General features: G+C 71.5%; 24 protein-coding genes and 1 pseudogene. 23 read left to right on the forward strand and 2 right to left on the reverse strand.

Annotation, left to right across the window (positions count from 1 at the left end; genetic code table 11):
- Positions 1–111: 111 nt before the first annotated feature.
- Entirely contained in the window at positions 112–1,662 is a 1,551-nt protein-coding gene (gene ffh, locus ACZ6A9_RS24630) for a signal recognition particle protein (RefSeq protein ID WP_468989016.1), read from the forward strand.
- A gap of 58 nt (positions 1,663–1,720) precedes the next feature.
- On the opposite strand, the gene ACZ6A9_RS24635 is transcribed toward ffh, so the two are convergent.
- A complete protein-coding gene (locus ACZ6A9_RS24635) occupies positions 1,721–2,569 on the reverse strand; it encodes a methyltransferase domain-containing protein (RefSeq protein WP_468989019.1) in 849 nt (282 codons plus the stop codon).
- A 583-nt stretch (positions 2,570–3,152) separates the two neighbouring features.
- Between ACZ6A9_RS24635 and ACZ6A9_RS24640 the strand changes: the two genes are divergently transcribed.
- From ACZ6A9_RS24640 to ACZ6A9_RS24720, 17 genes and pseudogenes are all read left to right on the forward strand, one after another.
- The gene (locus ACZ6A9_RS24640) at positions 3,153–3,749 is read left to right on the forward strand and encodes a hypothetical protein (protein WP_468989022.1); all 597 of its coding nucleotides are present in this window, start codon (positions 3,153–3,155) and stop codon (positions 3,747–3,749) included.
- Positions 3,750–4,091: 342 nt separating this feature from the next.
- Positions 4,092–4,511, forward strand: coding sequence for a 30S ribosomal protein S16 (gene rpsP / locus ACZ6A9_RS24645; protein ID WP_468989025.1), 420 nt, complete (start codon positions 4,092–4,094; stop codon positions 4,509–4,511).
- 2 nt (positions 4,512–4,513) lie between these two features.
- On the forward strand, positions 4,514–4,753 hold the full coding sequence (locus ACZ6A9_RS24650; RefSeq protein ID WP_005479813.1) for an RNA-binding protein: 240 nt from the start codon (positions 4,514–4,516) through the stop codon (positions 4,751–4,753).
- 82 nt (positions 4,754–4,835) lie between these two features.
- A complete protein-coding gene (gene rimM / locus ACZ6A9_RS24655) occupies positions 4,836–5,387 on the forward strand; it encodes a ribosome maturation factor RimM (RefSeq protein WP_468989027.1) in 552 nt (183 codons plus the stop codon).
- Positions 5,387–6,220 carry a tRNA (guanosine(37)-N1)-methyltransferase TrmD gene (gene trmD, locus ACZ6A9_RS24660; RefSeq protein WP_468989030.1) on the forward strand — a complete coding sequence of 278 codons (834 nt, stop codon included), beginning with the start codon at positions 5,387–5,389 and terminating at the stop codon, positions 6,218–6,220. The genes rimM and trmD overlap by 1 nt, the downstream gene beginning before the upstream one ends.
- Before the next feature lie 132 nt (positions 6,221–6,352).
- Entirely contained in the window at positions 6,353–6,703 is a 351-nt protein-coding gene (rplS, locus tag ACZ6A9_RS24665; protein WP_190098062.1) for a 50S ribosomal protein L19, read from the forward strand.
- A gap of 45 nt (positions 6,704–6,748) precedes the next feature.
- Complete coding sequence (gene lepB / locus ACZ6A9_RS24670) at positions 6,749–7,489, forward strand: signal peptidase I (protein WP_468989033.1); 741 nt, start codon at positions 6,749–6,751, stop codon at positions 7,487–7,489.
- A pseudogene (gene lepB / locus ACZ6A9_RS24675) lies at positions 7,482–8,573 on the forward strand (signal peptidase I); the annotation flags it as partial. The gene lepB (ACZ6A9_RS24670) and the pseudogene lepB (ACZ6A9_RS24675), both read left to right, overlap by 8 nt.
- Positions 8,464–9,453 carry a signal peptidase I gene (lepB, locus tag ACZ6A9_RS24680; protein ID WP_468989036.1) on the forward strand — a complete coding sequence of 330 codons (990 nt, stop codon included), beginning with the start codon at positions 8,464–8,466 and terminating at the stop codon, positions 9,451–9,453. The pseudogene lepB (ACZ6A9_RS24675) and the gene lepB (ACZ6A9_RS24680), both read left to right, overlap by 110 nt.
- A 33-nt stretch (positions 9,454–9,486) precedes the next feature.
- Positions 9,487–10,263 carry a signal peptidase I gene (gene lepB, locus ACZ6A9_RS24685; protein WP_468989038.1) on the forward strand — a complete coding sequence of 259 codons (777 nt, stop codon included), beginning with the start codon at positions 9,487–9,489 and terminating at the stop codon, positions 10,261–10,263.
- A complete protein-coding gene (locus tag ACZ6A9_RS24690; RefSeq protein ID WP_468989043.1) occupies positions 10,253–10,780 on the forward strand; it encodes an NUDIX hydrolase in 528 nt (175 codons plus the stop codon). The genes lepB (ACZ6A9_RS24685) and ACZ6A9_RS24690 overlap by 11 nt, the downstream gene beginning before the upstream one ends.
- Positions 10,781–10,832: 52 nt before the next feature.
- Positions 10,833–11,141: a DUF2469 domain-containing protein gene (locus tag ACZ6A9_RS24695; RefSeq protein WP_003965949.1), complete on the forward strand. Its 309-nt coding sequence runs from the start codon at positions 10,833–10,835 to the stop codon at positions 11,139–11,141.
- A 58-nt stretch (positions 11,142–11,199) separates the two neighbouring features.
- Positions 11,200–11,601 carry a YraN family protein gene (locus tag ACZ6A9_RS24700; protein WP_468989045.1) on the forward strand — a complete coding sequence of 134 codons (402 nt, stop codon included), beginning with the start codon at positions 11,200–11,202 and terminating at the stop codon, positions 11,599–11,601.
- Position 11,602: 1 nt separating this feature from the next.
- Positions 11,603–13,228 carry a YifB family Mg chelatase-like AAA ATPase gene (locus ACZ6A9_RS24705; protein ID WP_468989047.1) on the forward strand — a complete coding sequence of 542 codons (1,626 nt, stop codon included), beginning with the start codon at positions 11,603–11,605 and terminating at the stop codon, positions 13,226–13,228.
- Complete coding sequence (gene dprA, locus ACZ6A9_RS24710; protein WP_468989049.1) at positions 13,225–14,385, forward strand: DNA-processing protein DprA; 1,161 nt, start codon at positions 13,225–13,227, stop codon at positions 14,383–14,385. The genes ACZ6A9_RS24705 and dprA overlap by 4 nt, the downstream gene beginning before the upstream one ends.
- 271 nt (positions 14,386–14,656) lie before the next feature.
- A complete protein-coding gene (gene whiG / locus ACZ6A9_RS24715) occupies positions 14,657–15,499 on the forward strand; it encodes an RNA polymerase sigma factor WhiG (RefSeq protein WP_228967311.1) in 843 nt (280 codons plus the stop codon).
- A 90-nt stretch (positions 15,500–15,589) separates the two neighbouring features.
- A complete protein-coding gene (locus tag ACZ6A9_RS24720) occupies positions 15,590–16,147 on the forward strand; it encodes a TetR/AcrR family transcriptional regulator (RefSeq protein ID WP_468989313.1) in 558 nt (185 codons plus the stop codon).
- Between the two features lie 435 nt (positions 16,148–16,582).
- Here the strand turns inward: ACZ6A9_RS24720 and ACZ6A9_RS24725 are convergent, their stop codons facing one another.
- On the reverse strand, positions 16,583–17,176 hold the full coding sequence (locus ACZ6A9_RS24725) for a murein hydrolase activator EnvC family protein (protein ID WP_468989053.1): 594 nt from the start codon (positions 17,174–17,176) through the stop codon (positions 16,583–16,585).
- A 281-nt stretch (positions 17,177–17,457) separates the two neighbouring features.
- On the opposite strand from ACZ6A9_RS24725, the gene rpsB reads away from it, so the two are divergent.
- The 5 genes from rpsB (at position 17,458) to ACZ6A9_RS24750 (ending at position 22,115) form a co-directional block, all read left to right on the forward strand.
- A complete protein-coding gene (rpsB, locus tag ACZ6A9_RS24730) occupies positions 17,458–18,372 on the forward strand; it encodes a 30S ribosomal protein S2 (protein WP_468989055.1) in 915 nt (304 codons plus the stop codon).
- Positions 18,373–18,528: 156 nt separating this feature from the next.
- The gene (gene tsf, locus ACZ6A9_RS24735; RefSeq protein ID WP_468989058.1) at positions 18,529–19,365 is read left to right on the forward strand and encodes a translation elongation factor Ts; all 837 of its coding nucleotides are present in this window, start codon (positions 18,529–18,531) and stop codon (positions 19,363–19,365) included.
- Between the two features lie 190 nt (positions 19,366–19,555).
- Positions 19,556–20,314 carry a UMP kinase gene (gene pyrH / locus ACZ6A9_RS24740; RefSeq protein ID WP_030216636.1) on the forward strand — a complete coding sequence of 253 codons (759 nt, stop codon included), beginning with the start codon at positions 19,556–19,558 and terminating at the stop codon, positions 20,312–20,314.
- Positions 20,315–20,433: 119 nt separating this feature from the next.
- Positions 20,434–20,991, forward strand: a complete 558-nt coding sequence (gene frr, locus ACZ6A9_RS24745) for a ribosome recycling factor (RefSeq protein ID WP_468989062.1) — start codon at positions 20,434–20,436, stop codon at positions 20,989–20,991.
- A complete protein-coding gene (locus ACZ6A9_RS24750; RefSeq protein WP_468989064.1) occupies positions 20,991–22,115 on the forward strand; it encodes a phosphatidate cytidylyltransferase in 1,125 nt (374 codons plus the stop codon). The genes frr and ACZ6A9_RS24750 overlap by 1 nt, the downstream gene beginning before the upstream one ends.
- Positions 22,116–22,128: the final 13 nt, after the last annotated feature.

The following is a 22,128-nucleotide window of genomic DNA, read 5'->3' on the forward strand; positions in this document are numbered from 1 at the left end:
GGATCTCGTCCCTGACCGCTCTCTGCAGCGGGCAGGGACGATTTGCTTGCCGGGCCGGATACCCTGGAGGGCAGCCCAGTTCCGCCCCCGACCCTGAGGACCGACGCCGCCGTGTTCGATACTCTCTCCGACCGCCTCAGCGCGACCTTCAAAAACCTCCGCGGAAAAGGCCGGCTGAGCGAAGCGGACATCGACGCCACGGCGCGTGAGATCCGCATCGCCCTCCTGGAAGCGGACGTGGCCCTGCCCGTCGTCCGAACCTTCATCAAGAACGTGAAGGAACGGTCGCTCGGTGCCGAGGTCTCCAAGGCGCTGAATCCGGCGCAGCAGGTGCTCAAGATCGTCAATGACGAACTGGTCACCATCCTCGGCGGCGAGACCCGCCGGCTGCGCTTCGCCAAGCAGCCCCCCACCGTGATCATGCTGGCCGGTCTGCAGGGTGCCGGTAAGACCACCCTCGCGGGCAAGCTCGGCAAGTGGCTCAAGGACCAGGGGCACTCCCCGGTCCTGGTCGCCGCCGACCTCCAGCGCCCGAACGCGGTGAACCAGCTGAGCGTCGTCGCCGGGCGCGCGGGTGTGGCCGTCTACGCGCCCGAGCCGGGCAACGGGGTGGGCGACCCGGTGAAGGTCGCCAAGGACTCCATCGAGTTCGCCAGGACCAAGGTCCACGACATCGTCATCGTGGACACCGCCGGCCGCCTGGGCATCGACCAGGAGTTGATGCAGCAGGCCGCGGACATCCGCGACGCCGTCCGCCCCGACGAGATCCTGTTCGTCGTCGACGCGATGATCGGTCAGGACGCGGTCAACACCGCGGAGGCCTTCCGCGACGGCGTCGGCTTCGACGGCGTGGTGCTCTCCAAGCTCGACGGTGACGCGCGCGGTGGTGCGGCGCTGTCGATCCGGCAGGTCACCGGCAAGCCGATCATGTTCGCCTCGAACGGCGAGAAGCTCGACGAATTCGACGCCTTCCACCCGGACCGGATGGCCTCCCGCATCCTCGACATGGGTGACCTGCTCACCCTGATCGAGCAGGCGGAGAAGACGTTCAGTCAGGAAGAGGCCGAGAAGATGGCCTCCAAGCTGGCGTCCAAGAAGGGCCAGGACTTCACCCTGGACGACTTCCTGGCCCAGATGGAGCAGGTCAGGAAAATGGGTTCCATCTCGAAGCTCCTCGGGATGCTCCCCGGCATGGGGCAGATCAAGGACCAGATCAACAACCTCGACGAGCGGGACGTCGACCGCACCGCCGCGATCATCAAGTCGATGACCCCGGCCGAGCGCCAGGAGCCGACGATCATCAACGGCTCGCGCCGTGCCCGTATCGCCAAGGGCTCCGGTGTCGAGGTCAGCGCGGTGAAGAACCTGGTCGAGCGGTTCTTCGAGGCGCGGAAGATGATGTCCCGCATGGCGCAGGGCGGCGGCATGCCGGGGATGCCCGGGATGCCGGGCATGGGCGGCGGTCCGGGCCGGACGAAGAAGAAGCAGAAGCAGGCCAAGGGCAAGCAGCGCTCCGGCAACCCGATGAAGCGCAAGCAGCAGGAGCAGGAGGAGGCAGCCCGCCGCGCCGCCGCCGCCGAGGGCGGCAGCCCCTTCGGTCTGCCGCAGCAGGCCGGCAAGGACTTCGAGCTGCCCGACGAGTTCAAGAAGTTCATGGGCTGAGGACCTCGTCCGGGCCACTGGGGCGTCCCTCTCCGCAGGGGCGCCCCAGCGGCATGTCTCAGGGGACGCGTGCGACGAGGTAGCGGAACACGTTCGGCATCCACACGGTCCCGTCCGGCCGCTGGTACGGGTGCAGGGCCTCGGCCAGCTCCTTGTCGACCTGCTGCCGGTCCGTGGCGGCGATCGCCGGATCGAAGAGTCCGGTCGACTTCAGGCCCCGCACCGCGCTGTCCGCGTCCGCGTAACCGAACGGGCAGGCCACCCGGCCGGAGCCGTCGGGGCGCAGTCCCGCCCGCTCGGCGACCCGCTCCAGGTCGTCACGGTCGGTGGGGCGCCGGCCGCCGGTACCGGGCGGCGGCTCCGCGAGTTCGCCGGCCACCCTGAGCACGGAGGCCGTGGCGCACCGCTCGGGCGGGCCCCAGCCGGACAGCACCACGGCCGCTCCTCGCACGGCGAGCGGCACCGCCTCGGCGAGCAGCCCGCCGAGGCGTTCCGCGTCCCCCGCCAGAGAGCCGATCGGCTCGAAGGCCGTCACCACGGTGTACGCGGGGGCGTCCGCGCGGGCGGCGTCCGCCGGTGAGCCGCGCACCACGCGCGCGCCCGCCCCCGCGTGCGCGCCGTCGGGCAGCAGCCGCTCCCGGGCGAGGGCGAGCCGGTCGTCGCAGGTGTCGACGCCCGCGACCGCGGCGCCGCGCGAGGCCGCCATGAGCAGGGCCAGCCCGGAGCCGCAGCCGAGGCCGAGGAGCCGGGTCGCGGGCCCCACGTCCAGCCGCTCGTAGACCGCCTCGTAGAGCGGTACGAGCATCCGCTCCTGGATCTCGGACCAGTCACGCGCGCGTGCGCGCCGGTCCACGCGGGGGGCGGCCCCCGCGTGGGGCAGGTGCTGCCGCACGAGCGTAGGTGTCATAGGTAAGCGCCCCAATCAGCCGAGAGTTGCCGCAGTGCCCGTCCCTGGCCCCCGTGCAGTGCGCCCGCACCCCCCGTATGCCAGGAAACTGCGCCCTCGACGTGTCGTCCAGTGGAATGCGGCGGCGGCTTGGTAGTCGCTCGTGCCAGTGGCAAGAATTCACGCTTCGGTCATCCGGGGCCGTGCGGCCCGCCACGGCGAAGGCGCCGGGGAAGACCGGGTCCGGCCGAGGTCGGCGGGGCCGGTGGGCGCCGGGACGGGGGTGGTGCGCGGTGCGGGTGGGGGACCGGGTAACGTCGCGGTCGTGGCGCCTCGGGTGAGCCGGGCGCCGGGCCGCCCGAAGAGCGGCCGAAACGCCTCTTGCGCGGCCGGGAACCCCACGCGTACCGGAGTCCACCAGGCGCTTCAGGCGCTGGGGCGTACGTCAGCCTACGCACCAGCTTGAGATGAGCTGTGAGGCTTCTCCGCAGATCAGCGCACCCGCCCTCGTCAGGACGCATCAGTGGCAACTGACGGGTACGTGCAAATTATTTGGGATGCCCCGGAATCGGAACACTGAGGTACCCGCGCTCGTTCTCATTACGTGAGCACGACACAGACACCACCTGTTCTCGCCGCAGAACTGGCGCAGGCGTGGGCCGACATTCAGCGGTACCACCCCGAGCTGCCCGATCTTGCCGCGCCCGAGTCCCTGATCGGGGAGTCGTCGTCCGCCTGCGGTCACGAGCTCTCCTTCGAGCGACTGCTGCACGAGGCAGTCCACGGCGTCGCCGCCGCACGCGGCGTGCGCGACACATCCCGAGCCGGCCGCTACCACAACCGCAGATTCCTCGCGATCGCCGAGGAGCTGGGCCTGGACCACCCCGAGGAGCCGCATCCCAGCAGCGGCTTCTCGCTGGTCACGCTCACCCCCGAGGCGAAGCGCCGCTACCGTCCGACGACGGAGCGTCTGCACCGTGCCCTGAAGGCGCACACCGCGGCGACCGCGGCAGACACCGCCCGCAGCTTCCGCGGCCCGGCCGCACGGCACGGCTCCTCCGGGGGCGGGGTGCGCGTCAAGGCCGTCTGCGACTGCGGCCGCAACGTCCGCGTCGTCCCCTCGGTCCTGGCCCAGGCCCCCATCGTCTGCGGCGGCTGCGGAAAGCCCTTCCGGATTCCGGAAGTAGCAGCGGCGAGCTGAGGCCCCGGCATCTCGTGGATGCCGGGGCCGGCCCGTACGCTGCCGCGTCCATCCCCCTCCCGCCACCGCTCCCGCCCGTGCCGCCCCACCGGCGCGAGCGGGCGCGACGGCACACCCGCCGTAAGGTCACCGCGACGCCGGGTGCCTCCGGCTGCCCGTGAGCGGTCCCCCCGCGGTCGGGCGCGCCCCGCGCGGTGTGGCACAATGGCTAGCTGTACTCGACAGTCGCACAGGATCCCTCTCTCCTCCGGCTGACGCGTCCATCGGGCACTCGGGTACCGCAACCCCACGCGGCAGATTCCGCCGTGCCCAACCACGTCAAAATCAGGAGAATTCACTCCCGTGGCAGTCAAGATCAAGCTGAAGCGTCTGGGCAAGATCCGTTCGCCTCACTACCGCATCGTCGTCGCCGACTCCCGTACCCGCCGTGACGGCCGGGCCATCGAGGAGATCGGCAAGTACCACCCGACGTACAACCCGTCGGTGATCGAGGTCGACGGTGAGCGCGTGGCGTACTGGCTCGGTGTCGGCGCCCAGCCGACCGAGCCCGTGCTCGCCATCCTGAAGAAGACCGGCGACTGGCAGAAGTTCAAGGGCGAGCCCGCCCCGGCTCCGCTGCTCCAGCAGGCCGAGAAGCCCGCCCGTCCGACGTTCGAGGCGATCGGCGGCGAGGACGAGGGCAAGGGTGAGGCGATCACCCAGAAGAAGAAGGCTGAGAAGAAGGACGAGGCTGCCGCCGAGTCCGCGTCGACCGAGGCCTGAGCATGCTCGAGGAGGCTCTCGAGCACCTCGTGAAGGGCATCGTCGACAACCCTGACGATGTGCAGGTCGCCTCGCGCGACCTGCGTCGCGGGCGTGTGCTCGAGGTCCGGGTCCACCCGGACGACCTCGGCAAGGTGATCGGCCGCAACGGCCGCACCGCGCGCGCTCTGCGTACCGTCGTGGGCGCCATCGGCGGCCGCGGTGTCCGTGTCGACCTCGTCGACGTGGACCACGTCCGCTGACGCCGAAGCAGCACCGGCTCGGGCCGGGGAAGGCCACTGGGCCGTCCCCGGCCCGCAGTCGTATGACAGGAGATCAAGCACAGTGCAGCTGGTAGTCGCTCGCATCGGCCGTGCCCACGGCATCAAGGGCGAGGTCACCGTCGAGGTCCGCACCGACGAACCGGAGCTGAGGCTCGGCCCCGGTGCCGTCCTGACCACGGATCCGGCCTCCGTGGGACCGCTCACCATCGAGACCGGCCGCGTGCACAGCGGCCGCCTCCTGCTGCGCTTCGAGGGCGTGCGCGACCGCACCGGCGCCGAAGCGCTGCGCAACACCCTGCTGATCGCGGACGTGGACCCCGACGAGCGGCCCGAGGGCGACGACGAGTACTACGACCACCAGCTGATCGACCTCGACGTCGTCACGAAGGACGGCGAGGAGGTCGGCCGGATCACCGAGATCTCGCACCTGCCCACCCAGGACCTCTTCGTGGTCGAGCGTCCCGACGGCAGCGAGGTGTACGTGCCGTTCGTCGAGGAGATCGTCACCGAGATCGACCTGGAGGAGCAGCGCGCGGTCATCGACCCGCCGCCCGGCCTGATCGACGACCGGGCCGAGGTCGTCTCGTCCAGGGACGCCGGGGACGAGGCGTGATGCGGCTCGACGTCGTCACGATCTTCCCCGAGTACCTGGAACCGCTGAACGTCTCCCTCGTCGGCAAGGCCCGCGCGCGCGGCGTGCTCGACGTGCACGTGCACGACCTGCGCGACTGGACCCACGACCGCCACCACACCGTCGACGACACCCCGTACGGCGGCGGCCCCGGCATGGTCATGAAGACCGAGCCGTGGGGGGACGCCCTCGACTCCGTCCTGGCGGACGGCTACGAGCGCGGCTCCCGCGAGCCGGCCCTGATCGTCCCCACCCCCAGCGGGCGTCCCTTCACCCAGGAACTCGCCGTCCAGCTCTCCGAGCGCCCGTGGCTGATCTTCACCCCGGCCCGCTACGAGGGCATCGACCGCCGTGTCGTCGACGAGTACGCGACCAGGATGCCCGTGTACGAGGTGTCCATCGGCGACTACGTCCTGGCCGGCGGCGAAGCGGCGGTCCTCGTCGTCACCGAGGCCGTGGCCCGGCTGCTCCCCGGCGTCCTCGGCAACGCCGAGTCGCACCGCGACGACTCCTTCGCACCCGGCGCCATGGCGAGCCTCCTGGAGGGCCCCGTCCACACCAAGCCGCCGCTGTGGCGCGGCCGGGGCGTCCCGGACGTGCTGCTCAGCGGCCACCACGGGAAGATCGCCCGCTGGCGCCGCGACGAGGCGCTGCGCCGCACCACCGCCCACCGCCCCGACCTCATCGAACGCTGCGAGCCCGGGGCCTTCGACAAGAAGGACCGCGAGATGCTGTCCATCCTGGGCTGGGCGCCGGACCCCGCGGGCGAGCCGTACGGTCGATTTTGGCGCAGGACCGACGGCGTGGAAGAATAGGCCGCTGTTGTGCGTCGTCCGGCGTGCGCCCCTGCCGCAGGGGGACATGACGCCCGCCCGCACCGCACCTCTGTGATCCGAAACCCTAGACGCCGTTGATGACCTGCGGCATCAGCGAAGAAAGCAGACGAAATGTCTCACCTGCTCGACTCCGTCGACTCCGCGTCGCTGCGCAGCGACGTCCCGGCGTTCCGCCCCGGCGACACCGTCAACGTCCACGTGCGCGTCATCGAGGGCAACCGCTCCCGTGTGCAGCAGTTCAAGGGCGTGGTGATCCGCCGCCAGGGTGCCGGCGTCCGCGAGACCTTCACGGTCCGCAAGGTCTCCTTCTCCGTCGGCGTCGAGCGCACCTTCCCGGTGCACACCCCGATCGTGGAGAAGATCGAGCTCGTCACCAAGGGCGACGTCCGCCGCGCCAAGCTGTACTACCTGCGCGAGCTGCGCGGCAAGGCGGCGAAGATCAAGGAGAAGCGCGAGAACTGAGCGCTTTACCGGCGACACATCGCGGCCGGATAGCATTCGGCCCCGATGGACACCGAAGCACAGCCGACGGAGCGCGACCGTTCCCTCCCCCCGCCTGGTCCCGAGGACGCCTCGGATCCACGGGGGCCGGAGGAGCGGTCGCGTTCCGCGTTGGTGCCACGTGTCTCGTCCTGGCTCCCCGGTGGGCGCATCAGCCTGACGCTGCTGCTCTGCCTGCTGTTCCTGCTGGCCCTCAACACGTTCGTGGTGCGCCCGTTCGAGATCCCCAGCGGATCGATGGAGCCCGGATTGAGGGCCGGGGACCGCGTGCTCGTAAACAAGTTGGCGTACCGCTCCGGCGACGGGCCGGACCGCGGCGACGTGATTGTATTCGACGGCACCGGGTATTTCGGTGAGGCCGACTACATCAAGCGGGTCGTCGGGGTGGGCGGAGACCACGTCGTCTGCTGCGCGGGGGAGGGGAGGATCCGGGTGAACGGCCGGTCGGTCGACGAGTCGGGATTCCTGTTCCCCGGCGACAGCCCTTCCAGTGTGCCGTTCGACGTCGTCGTGCCCGACGGACGGCTGTTCGTCCTCGGTGACCACCGCGCCGGCTCCAGCGACTCCCGCGACCGCCTCGGCTCACCCGGCGGCGGGATGGTCCCCGTGGACGAGGTGATCGGCCGCGCCGACGCGATCGTGTGGCCGCTCGACCGTGCCACCCGGCTGCACCGGCCCGACGCCTACGCGCGCGTCCCCGGCCGGGAAGCGGACACGGCCCGGCGGGCGGAGGACGGCCATGGGTAACCGGGGCAAACCCCGCGGCGTCCCCGAGAGCGCCGCCGAGAACCTGCTGCCCACCGGCTCCCGCCGCGCGACCGGCGCGTCTCCCGGGCGCAGCCGCGCCGAGCGGCGCAAGCTCCAGCGCAAGGTCAAGCGGCGCCGCCGGCGCAGCGCCGTCAAGGAGATCCCCCTCCTGGTCGGCGTCGCCGTCCTGATCGCGCTGGTGCTCAAGACGTTCCTCGTCCAGGCCTTCGTCATCCCCTCCGGCTCGATGGAACAGACGATCCAGATCGGCGACCGGGTGCTGGTCGACAAGCTCACACCGTGGTTCGGGTCCAAGCCGCAGCGCGGCGACGTCGTGGTCTTCAAGGACCCCGGCGGCTGGCTGGCGACCGAGCAGCCCACCCCGAGCAAGGACGACCCCGTCGGGATCAAGCAGATCAAGGAAGGGCTCACCTTCATCGGACTGCTGCCGTCCGAGAACGACAAGGACCTCATCAAACGGGTCGTCGGCGTCGGCGGCGACCAGGTCCAGTGCTGTGACCAGCAGGGCCGGGTGACGGTCAACGGCGTTCCCCTGGACGAGGGCGACTACCTCTACCCCGGCAACGCCCCGTCCACGATCCCGTTCGACATCACGGTGCCCGAGGGGCGCCTGTGGGTGATGGGCGACCACCGGTCGAACTCGGCCGACTCCCGTTCCCACCAGGACACCGACTACGGCGGCACCGTCTCCGAGGACGAGGTGGTGGGCCGGGCCGTGGTCATCGCCTGGCCCCTCGGCCGCTGGAGCACCCTGGAGGAACCCGCGACCTACGCGTCCGTGTCGGACTCCGCGCCGGGATCGACCGCCGCCGCCCCGCTGTCGCATAGGGTTGCCCCGGACGATCCCGAGGGAATGGTCCAGCTCCCGACCCCTGCGGAACTCCCGCTCGTTATGGGAGTGGTGGGCCTGCGCCGGGGATGGCGCGGGCGGCGGCAGAGAGTGAGGAGATGGCGTGGGGGATGCGGCGGTTGGCGCACGGTCCGGGCGCGAGGGCGAGGAGCGCCGCGGGCGTCCCGGGGAAGCGGCCTATCCGGCGGCGGACGACTCCGTGACCTCCGGGAATCACTCCTCGGCGGACGGCGACGGATCCGGGGGCGGGCAGCCCCCGACGGAGCAGGGCGGCTCGGGCCACGGCTCGCCGCGGTCGAAGCAGCCCCGCTCCTTCTGGAAGGAGCTGCCCATCCTGATCGGTATCGCCCTGGTGCTGGCGCTGCTGATCAAGACGTTCCTGGTGCAGGCGTTCTCCATCCCGTCCGACTCGATGCAGAACACCCTCCAGCGGGGTGACCGGGTCCTGGTCGACAAGCTCACCCCCTGGTTCGGTTCCGAGCCGGAGCGTGGTGAGGTCGTCGTCTTCCACGACCCCGACAACTGGCTCGCGGGCGAGCCGACCCCCGAGCCCAACGCGCTGCAGAAGGTCCTCAGCTGGATCGGCCTGATGCCGTCCGCGGAGGAGAAGGACCTGATCAAGCGGGTCATCGGGGTCGGCGGTGACACGGTCGAGTGCAAGGGCACCGGCCCCCTGAAGGTCAACGGCAAGGCGCTGAACGAGTCGTCGTACGTCTATCCCGGCAACACCCCGTGCAGCCAGGACGACCAGGGTGGCCAGTTCAAGGTGAAGGTCCCCGAGGGCCACGTCTGGGTCATGGGCGACCACCGTCAGAACTCCCGGGACTCGCGGTACAACCAGGCCGACGAGAACGAGGGCTTCGTCCCCGTGGACAAGGTCGTCGGCCGTGCCGTCGTCGTCGCCTGGCCGCTGGACCGCTGGAGCAACCTGCCGGTCCCGGACACCTTCGACCAGCCCGGTCTGAACGCCTCGTCCCCGTCCGGCGCGGCCTTGTCCCTCGCGCCGCAGGGGCTCGCGCTGGTGGGCGCGGTGCCGCTGGTGCTCTGGCGGCGCCGGCGGTCCGGCGCCGGGGAGGGCCGCGAAGAGGGCTGACCGCGTCCGGTACTGCCGGGTAGGGTGCGGGCCATGAGTGGTCAGAGCACGACGCGTACGGTCCCCGGCACGGGCGGTCCGGGAACTTCCCGGGCGGGCGGCCGCACCGGTCAGCTCCTGTCCAACGTGGCCGTCGCCCTCGGCCTGCTGATGTTCCTCGGCGGATTCGTGTGGGGCGCGGTGGTGTACCGGCCGTACACCGTGCCCACCACCTCGATGGCGCCGACGATCGGCGCCGGCGAGCGGGTGCTGGCCCAGCGCGTCGACGGCGGTGAGGTCCGCCGCGGTGACGTCGTCGTCTTCACGGACGCCACGTGGTCCAACGTGCCCATGGTGAAGCGGGTCGTCGCCGTCGGCGGTGACAAGGTCTCCTGCTGCCAGGAGGGCAAGCTGAAGGTCAACGGCGAGGAGATCGACGAGCCGTATCTCGCCGCCGACGCGGTGACCGGCTTCACCGCCTTCCCCGAGGTGACCGTACCGAAGGGGCGCCTCTTCCTCCTCGGCGACGAGCGTTCCGGGTCGGTGGACTCCACGGCCCACCTGACCGACGCCGCGGGCGGCACCGTCTCCCGCGGTGCCGTACAGGCCAGGGTCGACGCCGTCGTCTGGCCGATGGACGGCATGCTGCCCGCGCCCTCCGGCTTCGAGGAGCTCGGCGCGCTGTCCTCGCCCGGCCCGCTCAGGACCGTGACCGCGGTGGTGATCGCCGGTGCCGTGCTCGTCCTCGGCGGGGCGGCGTACGGCCCCTTCGCCCAGCGGGCGGGGGCTTCCCGGGCCCGGGGGGACGCGGGGAGCGCCGGTGCCCGCTGAGCCCCTTCCGGCGGTCGAGAGCTCCTACGAGGGCGGGCTGCGCCGGGTCGCCCGGGTCGTGCTGCTCGACCCGCGGGACCGTGTCCTCCTGCTGCACGGCCACGAGCCGGACGACCCCGCCGACGACTGGTGGTTCACGCCCGGCGGGGGAGTGGAGGGCGAGGAGACCCGTGAGCAGGCCGCGCTGCGCGAGCTCGCCGAGGAGACCGGCATCACGGACGTCGAGCTCGGGCCGGTGCTGTGGCGGCGCAGGTGCTCCTTCCCCTTCGCAGGGCGCCGCTGGGACCAGGACGAGTGGTACTTCCTCGCCCGCACCACCCAGACGGTGACCGCGGCCACGGCGCTGACCGAGCTGGAGCGGCGCAGCGTCGCCGGAGCGCGCTGGTGGACGTGCCCGGAACTGGCCGGGACGCATGAGACGGTGTATCCGACCGGACTCGCAGGGCTGCTGCGGACACTGCTCGACGAAGGTCCCCCGGCCCGCCCCGTGACCCTGGACACCGAAATCGTCCGGTGACTTCCGGGACTGGCGCACAATGGGGGGATCGCACGGCTGAAGGGGAACTGCCATGAGCGCCGAGGACCTCGAGAAGTACGAGACCGAGATGGAGCTGAAGCTCTACCGGGAGTACCGAGATGTCGTCGGCTTGTTCAAATACGTGATCGAGACCGAGCGCCGCTTCTACCTGACCAACGACTACGAGATGCAGGTGCACTCGGTCCAGGGCGAAGTGTTCTTCGAGGTGTCCATGGCGGACGCCTGGGTGTGGGACATGTACCGCCCGGCCAGGTTCGTGAAGCAGGTGCGGGTCCTCACGTTCAAGGACGTGAACATCGAGGAGCTCAACAAGAGCGATCTGGAGCTCCCGGGCGGGTGACGGAGTTGTCCACAACCGCCGGGTAACGCACCAAGATCCACTTCGTGCGGCGGAACGCGTGACGGTGGGCGCCGGAGGTGGTGCCGACATGAACGCACAACGGGCGCGCAGCGCACTCGGCAGGTACGGCGAGACCCTGGCCGCACGGCGGCTGACCCAGGCGGGCATGACGGTCCTGGAGCGCAACTGGCGCTGCGGCAGGACCGGTGAGATCGACATCGTGGCCCGGGACGGAGACGCCCTGGTCGTCTGCGAGGTGAAGACCCGCAGGGCAGGAGCATTCCAGCACCCCATGGAGGCGGTCACGCCGGCCAAGGCCGGCCGCCTGCGGAACCTGGCGGAACGCTGGCTCCACGAACACGGGGGCGGACCCCCCGGCGGTGTCCGCATCGACCTGGTCGGCGTACTGCTGCCGGCCCGCGGCGCACCCGTCGTCGAGCACGTCCGGGGGGTGGCCTGACATGGGGTTCGCCCGTACGTGCTCGGTGACGCTGGTGGGCGTCGAGGGTGTCGTCGTGGAGGTCCAGGCCGACCTGGAACCGGGCGTCGCGGCGTTCACCCTGGTGGGACTGCCGGACAAGAGCCTCACGGAGAGCCGCGACCGGGTCAGGGCCGCCGTGGTCAACTCCGGCGGCGAGTGGCCGCAGAAGAAACTCACCGTGGGCCTCAGCCCGGCCTCGGTGCCGAAGGCCGGCAGCGGCTTCGACCTCGCCGTCGCCTGCGCGGTGCTCGGAGCCGCCGAGCGGATCGATCCACGTGTGCTCGCCGACATCGTGATGATCGGCGAGCTCGGGCTGGACGGCCGGGTGCGGCCGGTGCGCGGCATCCTGCCCGCCGTGCTGGCCGCGGCCGACGCGGGCTACGAGCAGGTGGTGGTGCCCGAGTGCGCCGCCGCCGAGGCATCGCTCGTGCCGGGCGTGTCCGTCCTGGGCGTCCGCAGCCTGCGCCGGCTGATCGCCGTGCTCACCGACGAGCCGGTGCCGGAGGAGGACGCCGAGGACCGGGACCGGCCCGACCCGCTGCTGGCGGGGCTGCGTGTCCCCGGCACCGGAGCGGCCACCGGCATGCACGGCATCGGCGCGGCACAGCACGACCAGGGCCACGACCTCGCGGACGTGGTGGGCCAGCACTCGGCGCGCACGGCGGTGGAGGTGGCCGCGGCGGGTGGACACCACCTCTTCCTGGAAGGACCCCCCGGCGCGGGCAAGACGATGCTCGCGGAGCGGCTGCCGTCGATCCTGCCGCCCCTGGACCGGCAGGCGTCCCTGGAGGTGACCGCCGTGCACTCGGTGGCGGGTCTGCTGCCACCGGGCAAGCCCCTGATCGGCACGGCCCCCTACTGCGCCCCGCACCACTCGGCCACCATGCAGGCACTCGTCGGCGGAGGCCCCGGCACGGCCCGGCCGGGAGCGGTCTCCCTCTCGCACCGTGGAGTGCTCTTTCTGGATGAAACGCCCGAATTCGGCGGCAAGGCCCTGGACGCCCTGCGTCAGCCGCTGGAAGCCGGGCACGTGATCATCGCCCGCAGCGCGGGGGTCGTGCGCTTTCCGGCCCGGTTCCTCATGGTGCTCGCCGCCAACCCGTGTCCCTGCGGGCGCTTCTCACTGGTCAACGACCACTGCGAGTGCCCGCCCGCCGCGGTCCGCCGCTACCAGGCCAGACTGTCCGGGCCGCTGCTCGACCGGGTCGACCTGCGGGTCGAGGTCGACCGCGTCACCCGCTCCGAACTGACGGCGAACGCCGCGCGGGGCGAGAGGACCGTCACGGTCGCCGACCGGGTCCGCACGGCCCGGGAGCGCGCGGCCGCGCGGCTCGCCGGCACCCCCTGGCGCACCAACAGCGAGGTCCCCGGCCGGGAGCTGCGCAGCCGCTGGCACGCCGCCCCCGGCGCCATGGACGCCGCCGAGCGCAGCCTGGAACGGGGCATGCTCAGCGCCCGGGGCCTCGACCGGGTCCTCCGGGTCGCCTGGACGGTCGCCGACCTGTCCGGCCGCGACCGGCCCGACGCCTCGGACGTCGGACTCGCCCTGCAACTGCGGACCGGGGTTCCGCGCGGGGTGCCCATGACGATCGGGGCGGCGGTATGAGCGCCGCGGCCGGCTCCGGGGACGAGGTGCTCGGCCGGGTCTTCCTCACCAGGGTCGTCGAGCCCGGTGACGAGGCGGGCGGGCGCTGGGTGCGGGAACTCGGGGTGGACGCGGTGGTACGCCGGCTGCGGGAAGGGGGCGAGCCGCTGCCCGGGGTGAGCGGGAAGCGGTGGGCCGGGCTGGTGGCCCGGGCCGGGCGGGCCGAGCCGCGCCGGGACCTCGCGCTCGCGCGGGACGCCGGGGTGCGGTTCGTCCCGCCGGGAGCGGCCGAATGGCCCGGGCAGCTCGACGACCTGGGGGACGCGCGACCGCTCGGGCTGTGGGTGCGCGGCGGGGCCGACCTCCGGATGTGGGCCCTGCGCTCGGTCGCCGTCGTCGGCGCCCGAGCCTGTACCGAGTACGGCGCGTACATGGCGGCCACGCTCGCCGCGGAGCTGGCCGAGCGCGGCTGGATCGTGGTGTCCGGCGGCGCCTACGGGGTCGACGGTGCCGCGCACCGAGGAGCGCTGGGCTCCGGCGGCGCCACCGTCGCGGTCCTCGCCTGCGGGGTCGACCGGCCCTACCCGCGCGGACACGCCGGGCTCATCGGCAGGATCGCCGAACAAGGGCTGGTCCTCGGCGAGTTGCCGCCCGGGGAGCACCCGACACCGAGCAGGTTCATCTGCCGCAACAGGGTGATCGCCGCGCTCACCCGGGGCACGGTCGTCGTCGAGGCCGCCCTCCGCAGCGGCTCCCTGGTGACGGCCCGTGCGGCCCGGCGCCTGGGACGGCACGTCATGGGCGTCCCCGGGCCCGCCACCAGCGGACTCTCCGCCGGAGTGCACGAACTGCTGCGCCAGGACGCGGTCCTGGTCACCGACGCCGCCGAGGTCGTCGAACTGGTCGGCGACATGGGCGAACTCGCTCCGGAGCGCCGAGGACCCGTACTGCCCCGGGACCTGCTCGACCCGGCCGGCCGTCAGGTCCTCGCCGCGCTGCCGGCACGCGTCACGGCCCGCCCCGAGGAGATCGCGCGCGCCGCGCAGACCACCCCGGACGACGCCGTCGCGCGACTGTACGAACTACGAGCACTTGGTTACGTCGAACGACACGGCGACGGCTGGAAGTTGACGCGCCAGGCGATGATGCCGGTCCGCGATGGTCCCGAAGCCCGCTGACGGAGCGTGTTCGGCCGTCTGGGGGAACCCCCGTCCACCACGGAGAACGCGCCGGCCGGGGCACCCTGGTGATCACGCAGAGCGACGATCGTGCCCCGGTGGGACGGCTCCCGGAACGAATCTGCGTACGGTCCTACCTCGCCTCTTCGCGCACCGCGACGCCGCAGTCACGCTACGCTCACGAGGATCCGACACGGACAGGCGACTCGACATCGGACAGACAGCGAATCCGGCCAGCACCAGCCCACGGCAGAACGGCACTAGGCGACGAATGCCCCAGCACACCTCCGGGTCCGACCGGGCGGCCATCCCCCCAGCCGCCCGCGACGGTGGCAGCGTGCGGCCGCCCGCTCCCTCGACGCTCGACGAGTTGTGGCGGTCGTACAAGGCGACAGGGGACGAGCGACTGCGGGAGCAGCTGATCCTGCACTACTCGCCGCTGGTGAAGTACGTCGCCGGGCGCGTCAGTGTCGGGTTGCCGCCCAACGTCGAGCAGGGGGACTTCGTCTCCTCCGGGGTGTTCGGGCTGATCGACGCGATCGAGAAGTTCGACGTCGACCGGGAGATCAAGTTCGAGACCTACGCGATCACCCGCATCCGGGGCGCGATGATCGACGAGCTGCGGGCACTGGACTGGATCCCGCGCTCGGTGCGACAGAAGGCGCGCAACGTGGAGCGTGCCTACGCCACGCTGGAGGCACGGCTGCGGCGGACGCCGTCGGAGAGCGAGGTCGCCGGCGAGATGGGCATCGCCGTGGACGAGCTGCACGCGGTTTTCAGCCAGTTGTCTCTGGCGAACGTCGTCGCTCTGGAGGAACTGCTGCATGTCGGCGGTGAGGGCGGCGACCGGCTGAGCCTCATGGACACCCTGGAGGACACCGCCGCGGACAATCCGGTGGAAGTGGCCGAGGACCGGGAGCTGCGCAGGTTCCTGGCGCGGGCCATCAACACGCTGCCGGAGCGGGAGAAGACCGTCGTCACGCTGTACTACTACGAGGGACTCACCCTCGCCGAGATCGGCAATGTGCTGGGTGTGACCGAGAGCCGGGTCAGCCAGATCCACACCAAGTCCGTGCTCCAGCTGCGCGCGAAGCTGGCGGGCTTCGGCCGCTGATCCCTTACGGCGGAGAGCCGTCGATCCTCTGGCCGCCACGGGCGGGGCGTCCGTAAAGTGGTCGACGTGCCAAGGATTCGAGCGGCCTCCGTGGCCGAGCACCGGTCGATGCAGCGAGCCGCCCTGCTGGACGCGGCACGCTCCCTCCTGTCCGAGGGCGGTACGGAGGCGCTGACCTTCCCGGCCCTCGCCGAGCGCACCGGGCTCGCGCGCTCGTCCGTCTACGAGTACTTCCGCTCGCGGGCCGCCGTCGTCGAGGAGCTGTGCGCGGTCGACTTCCCGGTCTGGGCGGCCGAGGTGGAGGCGGCGATGGCGGCCGCCGACGGGGCCGAGGCCAAGATCGAGGCGTACGTCCGCAAGCAGCTGGAACTGGTCGGGGACCGCCGGCACCGCGCGGTCGTCGCGATCTCCGCGAGCGAGCTCGACGCCGGCGCCCGGGAGAAGATCCGCGCCGCGCACGGCGGCCTGGTCGCGATGATCGTGGAAGCCCTCGCCGGCCTCGGCCACGCCGAGCCCCGCCTGGCGGCCATGCTGCTCCAGGGAGTGGTCGACGCCGCCGTGCGCCGTATCGAACTGGGCGCGGCGGAACACCCGGACACGATCACCCAGGCAGCGGTCTCCATGATCCTCAAGGGCGTGAGCGGCTGACGAACCGCGGGGCGGGCAGGTACGGGACACCCGGTCGCCCCGGCCCGGGGCCCGGTGGGCCCTCGCCCCGCCCGGCGGGGTTCACCTGCCCGGGGGAGCGGGGCTGCCCGGGCCGGGCCGGGCTCGCGTCGAGGTAGTCCGGCGGCAGTCGGCCGGGCAGCCAGGTGGGCCGCGTCCGACCGCCCGGGTTCGATTCCGCTGGTGTCGCCAACTGATCCGCAGGGGCCTTGTGGGTCAGTGCTCCGATCCCGGCCCGGTGCCGGACGTGCGGAGCCCCCCGAGCGATGGGGGGCGCGCGGGCCTCGGACCGGTGGGAGTACCCAGACCGGCCGGAGTGCCCAGACCGGCCGGAGTGCCCGAGCGGCGGCCCGGGGCCGCGGCCCGGGGTGGCCGGACGCCGCAGGGGGCCGCCCCGGGGCGGGGTGGACGCTCGGCCTACTCCGGCAGCGGGACCCCCAGTACCGGCAGCAGTCTCGACGGTGCTCCGCGCAGCAGCCACGGGGGGAGCAGGGAGAGCGGGTCCAGGTAGGTGCCGGCCCGCAGGAGACCCCAGTGCACGCAGGGGGCCGCGCAGTGCCAGCCGGTGGCCTCCACCGTGCCGACCACCTCGCCCGCCGACACCTCGGCGCCCTCGGTCACCGAGGCGCGGACGGGCTCGTAGGTCGTGCGCAGCGGGGGATCACCCGTGCCCGTCAGCGCGACCGAGACGACGCCCCTTCCGGCCACCCGGCCGGCGAACGAGACCCGGCCCGCCGCGACCGCCCGTACCGGGGTTCCCGGTGCCGCCGCCAGGTCCACGCCACGATGGCCGGGCCCGTACGCCGTCGCCGGCGGCTCCCAGCCGCGCAGCACCCGCGGACGTGCTCCCACCGGCCACACGCTGGCCACACGCGGCGTCACACGGTCCTCGGCGGCCGGTGCCGCCGGCCGGGGCCAGGCGGAAGGCGGCGGGGCCGTCAAAGCCGTCAGGGTCAGGATCACCAGCAGGGCCAGGCGCGCGGCCACTCCCGTCCATCGACTCGTTCGCATGCCGGGAGCGTCCCGGAAAGCCGTGATCACCGCCCGGCCCTGTGGACCGGCGACCGGTTGTGGACAACGGCGTCACCCGGCACCCCGTGGTTCCCGTACACTTCTGGTGGCGACCCGGGCCACCGGGTCGACTTCGCACGCCCCGACATCGAGGCCGGTCACGGCCGGGCCCCCGATGTCAGCGCCCCTCGGTCCTTCGTGGCAACGGCGCGTCGTGGGCGTCAGGCGCGGGAGCCGTCCGGCATCCGCGGCACAACCGAGAAACTCGAGGAGATACGGCCATGGCCGTCGTCACGATGCGGGAGCTGCTGGAGAGCGGCGTCCACTTCGGTCACCAGACCCGTCGTTGGAACCCGAAGATGAAGCGCTTCATCTTCACGGAGCGCAACGGCATCTACATCATCGACCTGCTCCAGTCGCTGTCGTACATCGACCGCGCCTACGAGTTCGTCAAGGAGACCGTCGCCCACGGCGGCACGGTCATGTTCGTCGGTACGAAGAAGCAGGCGCAGGAGGCCATCGCCGAGCAGGCCACCCGCGTCGGCATGCCTTTCGTCAACCAGCGCTGGCTGGGCGGCATGCTCACCAACTTCTCGACCGTCTACAAGCGTCTGCAGCGCCTCAAGGAGCTCGAGCAGATCGACTTCGAGGACGTGGCCGCCTCCGGCCTCACCAAGAAGGAGCTGCTGGTCCTCTCCCGCGAGAAGGCCAAGCTGGAGAAGACCCTCGGCGGTATCCGCGAGATGCAGAAGGTGCCCAGCGCCGTCTGGATCGTGGACACCAAGAAGGAGCACATCGCGGTCGGCGAGGCCCGGAAGCTCAACATCCCGGTCGTCGCCATCCTCGACACCAACTGCGACCCCGACGAGGTCGACTACAAGATCCCGGGCAACGACGACGCGATCCGCTCCGTCACCCTGCTCACCCGCGTGATCGCCGACGCCGTCGCCGAGGGCCTCATCGCCCGCTCCGGCGTCGCCACCGGCGACAAGGGTGACAAGGCCGCGGGCGAGCCGCTCGCCGCGTGGGAGCGCGACCTGCTCGAGGGCGAGAAGAAGGCCGAGGAGGCCGCTCCGGCCGCCGCCGAGGCCGAGAAGCCGGCTGAGGCCCCCGCTGCCGAGGCCCCCGCCGCCGAGGCCGAGGCCGAGGCCGAGAAGCCCGCTGAGGCCCCCGCCGCCGAGGCCGAGCAGGCCTGACCTTCCGTCAGAGCCGTTGACGGCGGGAGCGGTGACACCGAAACCGCTCCCGCCGTTCACCCGTAGGCAGGCGGCGCGTCGGACACCTGCCCTCCCGCAGGTCGCTGACCCCGCAGACCTCCGACCCGCCAGACTTCGAGAAAGATTCACAGACTCATGGCGAACTACACCGCCGCCGACGTCAAGAAGCTCCGGGAGCTCACCGGCGCCGGCATGATGGACTGCAAGAAGGCGCTGGACGAGGCCGACGGCAACGTCGACAAGGCCGTCGAGGCGCTCCGCATCAAGGGCCAGAAGGGCGTCGCCAAGCGCGAGGGCCGCTCCGCCGAGAACGGCGCCGTGGTCTCGATCCTCGCCGACGACAACTCCTCCGGTGTCCTCGTCGAGCTGAAGTGCGAGACGGACTTCGTCGCCAAGGGCGAGAAGTTCCAGGCCGTGGCCACCACCATCGCCGAGCACGTCGCCAAGACCTCCCCGGCCGACCTCGAGGCCCTGCTCGCCTCCGAGATCGAGGCCGGCAAGACCGTCCAGGCGTTCGTGGACGAGGCCAACGCCAACCTGGGCGAGAAGATCGTCCTGGACCGCTTCGCGCAGTTCACCGGCGGCTACGTGGCGGCGTACATGCACCGCACGATGCCCGACCTGCCCCCGCAGATCGGTGTCCTGGTCGAGCTCGACACGTCGAACCCCGAGGTCGCCAAGGGCATCGCGCAGCACATCGCCGCCTTCGCGCCGAAGTACCTCGCCAAGGACGACGTGCCGGCCGACGTCATCGAGTCGGAGCGCCGCATCGCCGAGGAGACCACCCGCGCCGAGGGCAAGCCCGAGGCCGCGATCGCCAAGATCGTCGAGGGTCGTCTGAACGGCTTCTTCAAGGACGCCACCCTGCTGGGCCAGCCCTACGCGCTGGACAACAAGAAGTCCGTGCAGAAGGTCCTGGACGAGGCCGGTGTCACCCTGAAGCGCTTCACGCGCATCAAGGTCGGCATCTGAGTCCGTACCGCGACGGACGCGCGACCCCGATAGGGTCGACAGCAGTCGTTCGGACACGCGTCCACGCACGCGCGCGTGCCGGGCGACAGCAGATCTGACGAGGAGGCCATTGCCGCATGGGATGCGAACCACACCCCACCGGCAATGGCCTTCTTCGTATGTGCAACACGCGAAAGAGGCGGGATCCCCGATGACCACCAAGGCTGAGAAGAGCGACGACGGCAAAGTACGCGGCCGGTTCCTGCTGAAGCTGTCCGGAGAGGCGTTCTCCGGCGGTGGGGGCCTGGGCGTCGACCCCGACGTGGTGCACGCCATCGCGCGTGAGATCGCCGCCGTCGTACGGGACGGCGCGGAGATCGCGATCGTCATCGGCGGCGGCAACTTCTTCCGCGGCGCAGAGCTCCAGGTGCGCGGCATGGACCGTGCCCGCTCCGACTACATGGGCATGCTCGGCACCGTGATGAACTGCCTCGCCCTCCAGGACTTCCTGGAGAAGGAGGGCGTCGACTGCCGCGTGCAGACCGCCATCACCATGGGGCAGGTCGCCGAGCCCTACATCCCGCTGCGCGCGGTGCGGCACCTGGAGAAGGGCCGCGTGGTCATCTTCGGCGCCGGTATGGGAATGCCGTACTTCTCCACCGACACCACCGCCGCCCAGCGCGCCCTGGAGATCGACGCCGAGGCGCTGCTCATGGGTAAGAACGGCGTGGACGGGGTCTACGACTCCGACCCCAAGACCAACCCCGACGCCGTGAAGTTCGACGCCCTCGGCTACGGCGAGGTCATCACCCGGGACCTCAAGGTCGCCGACGCCACGGCCGTCACGCTCTGCCGTGACAACAGCCTGCCGATCGTCGTCTTCGAGCTCCTGAAGGAGGGCAATATCGCCCGCGCCGTCAAGGGTGAGAAGATCGGCACGCTGGTGGGTGACCAAGCCGGACGCAACTGACCGGGGGATGGACAATGTCCTGCCGGTCGGGAACCGTGCAGGAAGAAGACGCGACGCAGCCGGCCGCCGCCCCGACAGGGACGGCAGCCGGGCCTACTCAAGACACGCAGGAGCAAGTGGTGATCGAAGAGACCCTCCTCGAGGCCGAGGAGAAGATGGAGAAGGCCGTCGTGGTCGCCAAGGAGGACTTCGCCGCGATCCGCACCGGCCGTGCGCACCCGGCGATGTTCAACAAGATCGTTGCCGACTACTACGGCGCGCCGACGCCGATCAACCAGTTGGCCTCGTTCTCCGTGCCCGAGCCGCGCATGGCCGTGGTGACGCCGTTCGACAAGAGCGCGCTGCGCAACATCGAGCAGGCGATCCGCGACTCCGACCTGGGCGTCAACCCGAGCAACGACGGCAACATCATCCGCGTGGTGTTCCCCGAGCTGACCGAGGAGCGCCGCCGCGACTACATCAAGGTCGCCAAGGGCAAGGGTGAGGACGCCAAGGTCTCCATCCGTTCCGTGCGCCGCAAGGCCAAGGACGCCATCGACAAGATGATCAAGGACGGAGACGTCGGCGAGGACGAGGGCCGCCGTGCGGAGAAGGAGCTCGACGACACCACCGCGAAGTACGTCGCCCAGGTGGACGAGCTCCTGAAGCACAAGGAAGCGGAACTGCTCGAAGTCTGATGAACGACTCTTCCTGGGGAACGCCGCAGGCCGGTTACTGGGGCCCGCCCGACCACGGGCCCGGCCAGGGGGCTGCCCCGGCGGGTCCCGCGTACGATGCGCACTACGCGCAGCAGACTCGCCCCATGCCCGTCGTGCCCGACGTACCCGAACACGGCGGAAACCAGGATGTGGACCGGGGGGCCGCTCGGCTGGGCGGCCCCCTGTTCCGAGACGAGACGCCGCAGGCACGGCCCCATCCCGGGGAGGTGCCGCAGAATCCGGAGCCCATGCCCGACGCCCCGCAGCCGGCGCCCGCCCCGCACAAGAAGACCGCGGGTCGCGACCTCGGCGCGGCGATAGGCGTCGGCGTCGGGCTCGGCGTGGTGATCATCGCGTCGCTGTTCGTCGTCAAGGCCGTCTTCGTCGGGGTGGTCGCCGTCGCCGTCGTGGTGGGCCTGTGGGAGCTGACGTCGCGGATGGAGGAGCGCAAGGGCATCAAGGCGCCCCTCGTTCCGCTCGCCCTCGGCGGTGCGGCCATGGTCGTCGCCGGGTACGCGCGAGGGGCGGAAGGCGCCTGGGTCGCCATGGCGCTCACCACGCTGGCGGTGCTCGTCTGGCGGATGACGGCACCCCCCGAGGGGTACCTGAAGGACGTCACGGCGGGTGTCTTCGCGGTGTTCTACGTCCCGTTCCTGGCGACCTTCGTCGCGATGATGCTCACCGCCGACGACGGCGCGTGGCGCGTCCTCACCTTCCTCCTGCTGACCGTGGTCAGCGACACCGGGGCGTACGCCGTCGGCTGGCGCTTCGGCACCCACAAGCTCGCCCCGCGGATCAGTCCCGGAAAGACCCGCGAGGGCCTGCTGGGCGCGATCGGCTTCGCGATGGCCGCGGGCGCGCTGTGCATGCAGTTCCTGATCGACGACGGCACCTGGTGGCAGGGCCTGCTGCTCGGCCTCGCCGTCGCCGCCAGCGCCACCCTGGGCGACCTCGGCGAGTCCATGATCAAGCGCGACCTGGGCATCAAGGACATGGGCACCCTGCTCCCGGGTCACGGCGGCATCATGGACCGGCTGGACTCCCTCCTGCCGACGGCGCCGGTGGTGTGGCTGCTGCTGGTGATCTTCGTCGGATCGGGTTGACGGCGAACAGGTA

Source organism: Streptomyces sp. NPDC041124, from assembly GCF_055592385.1.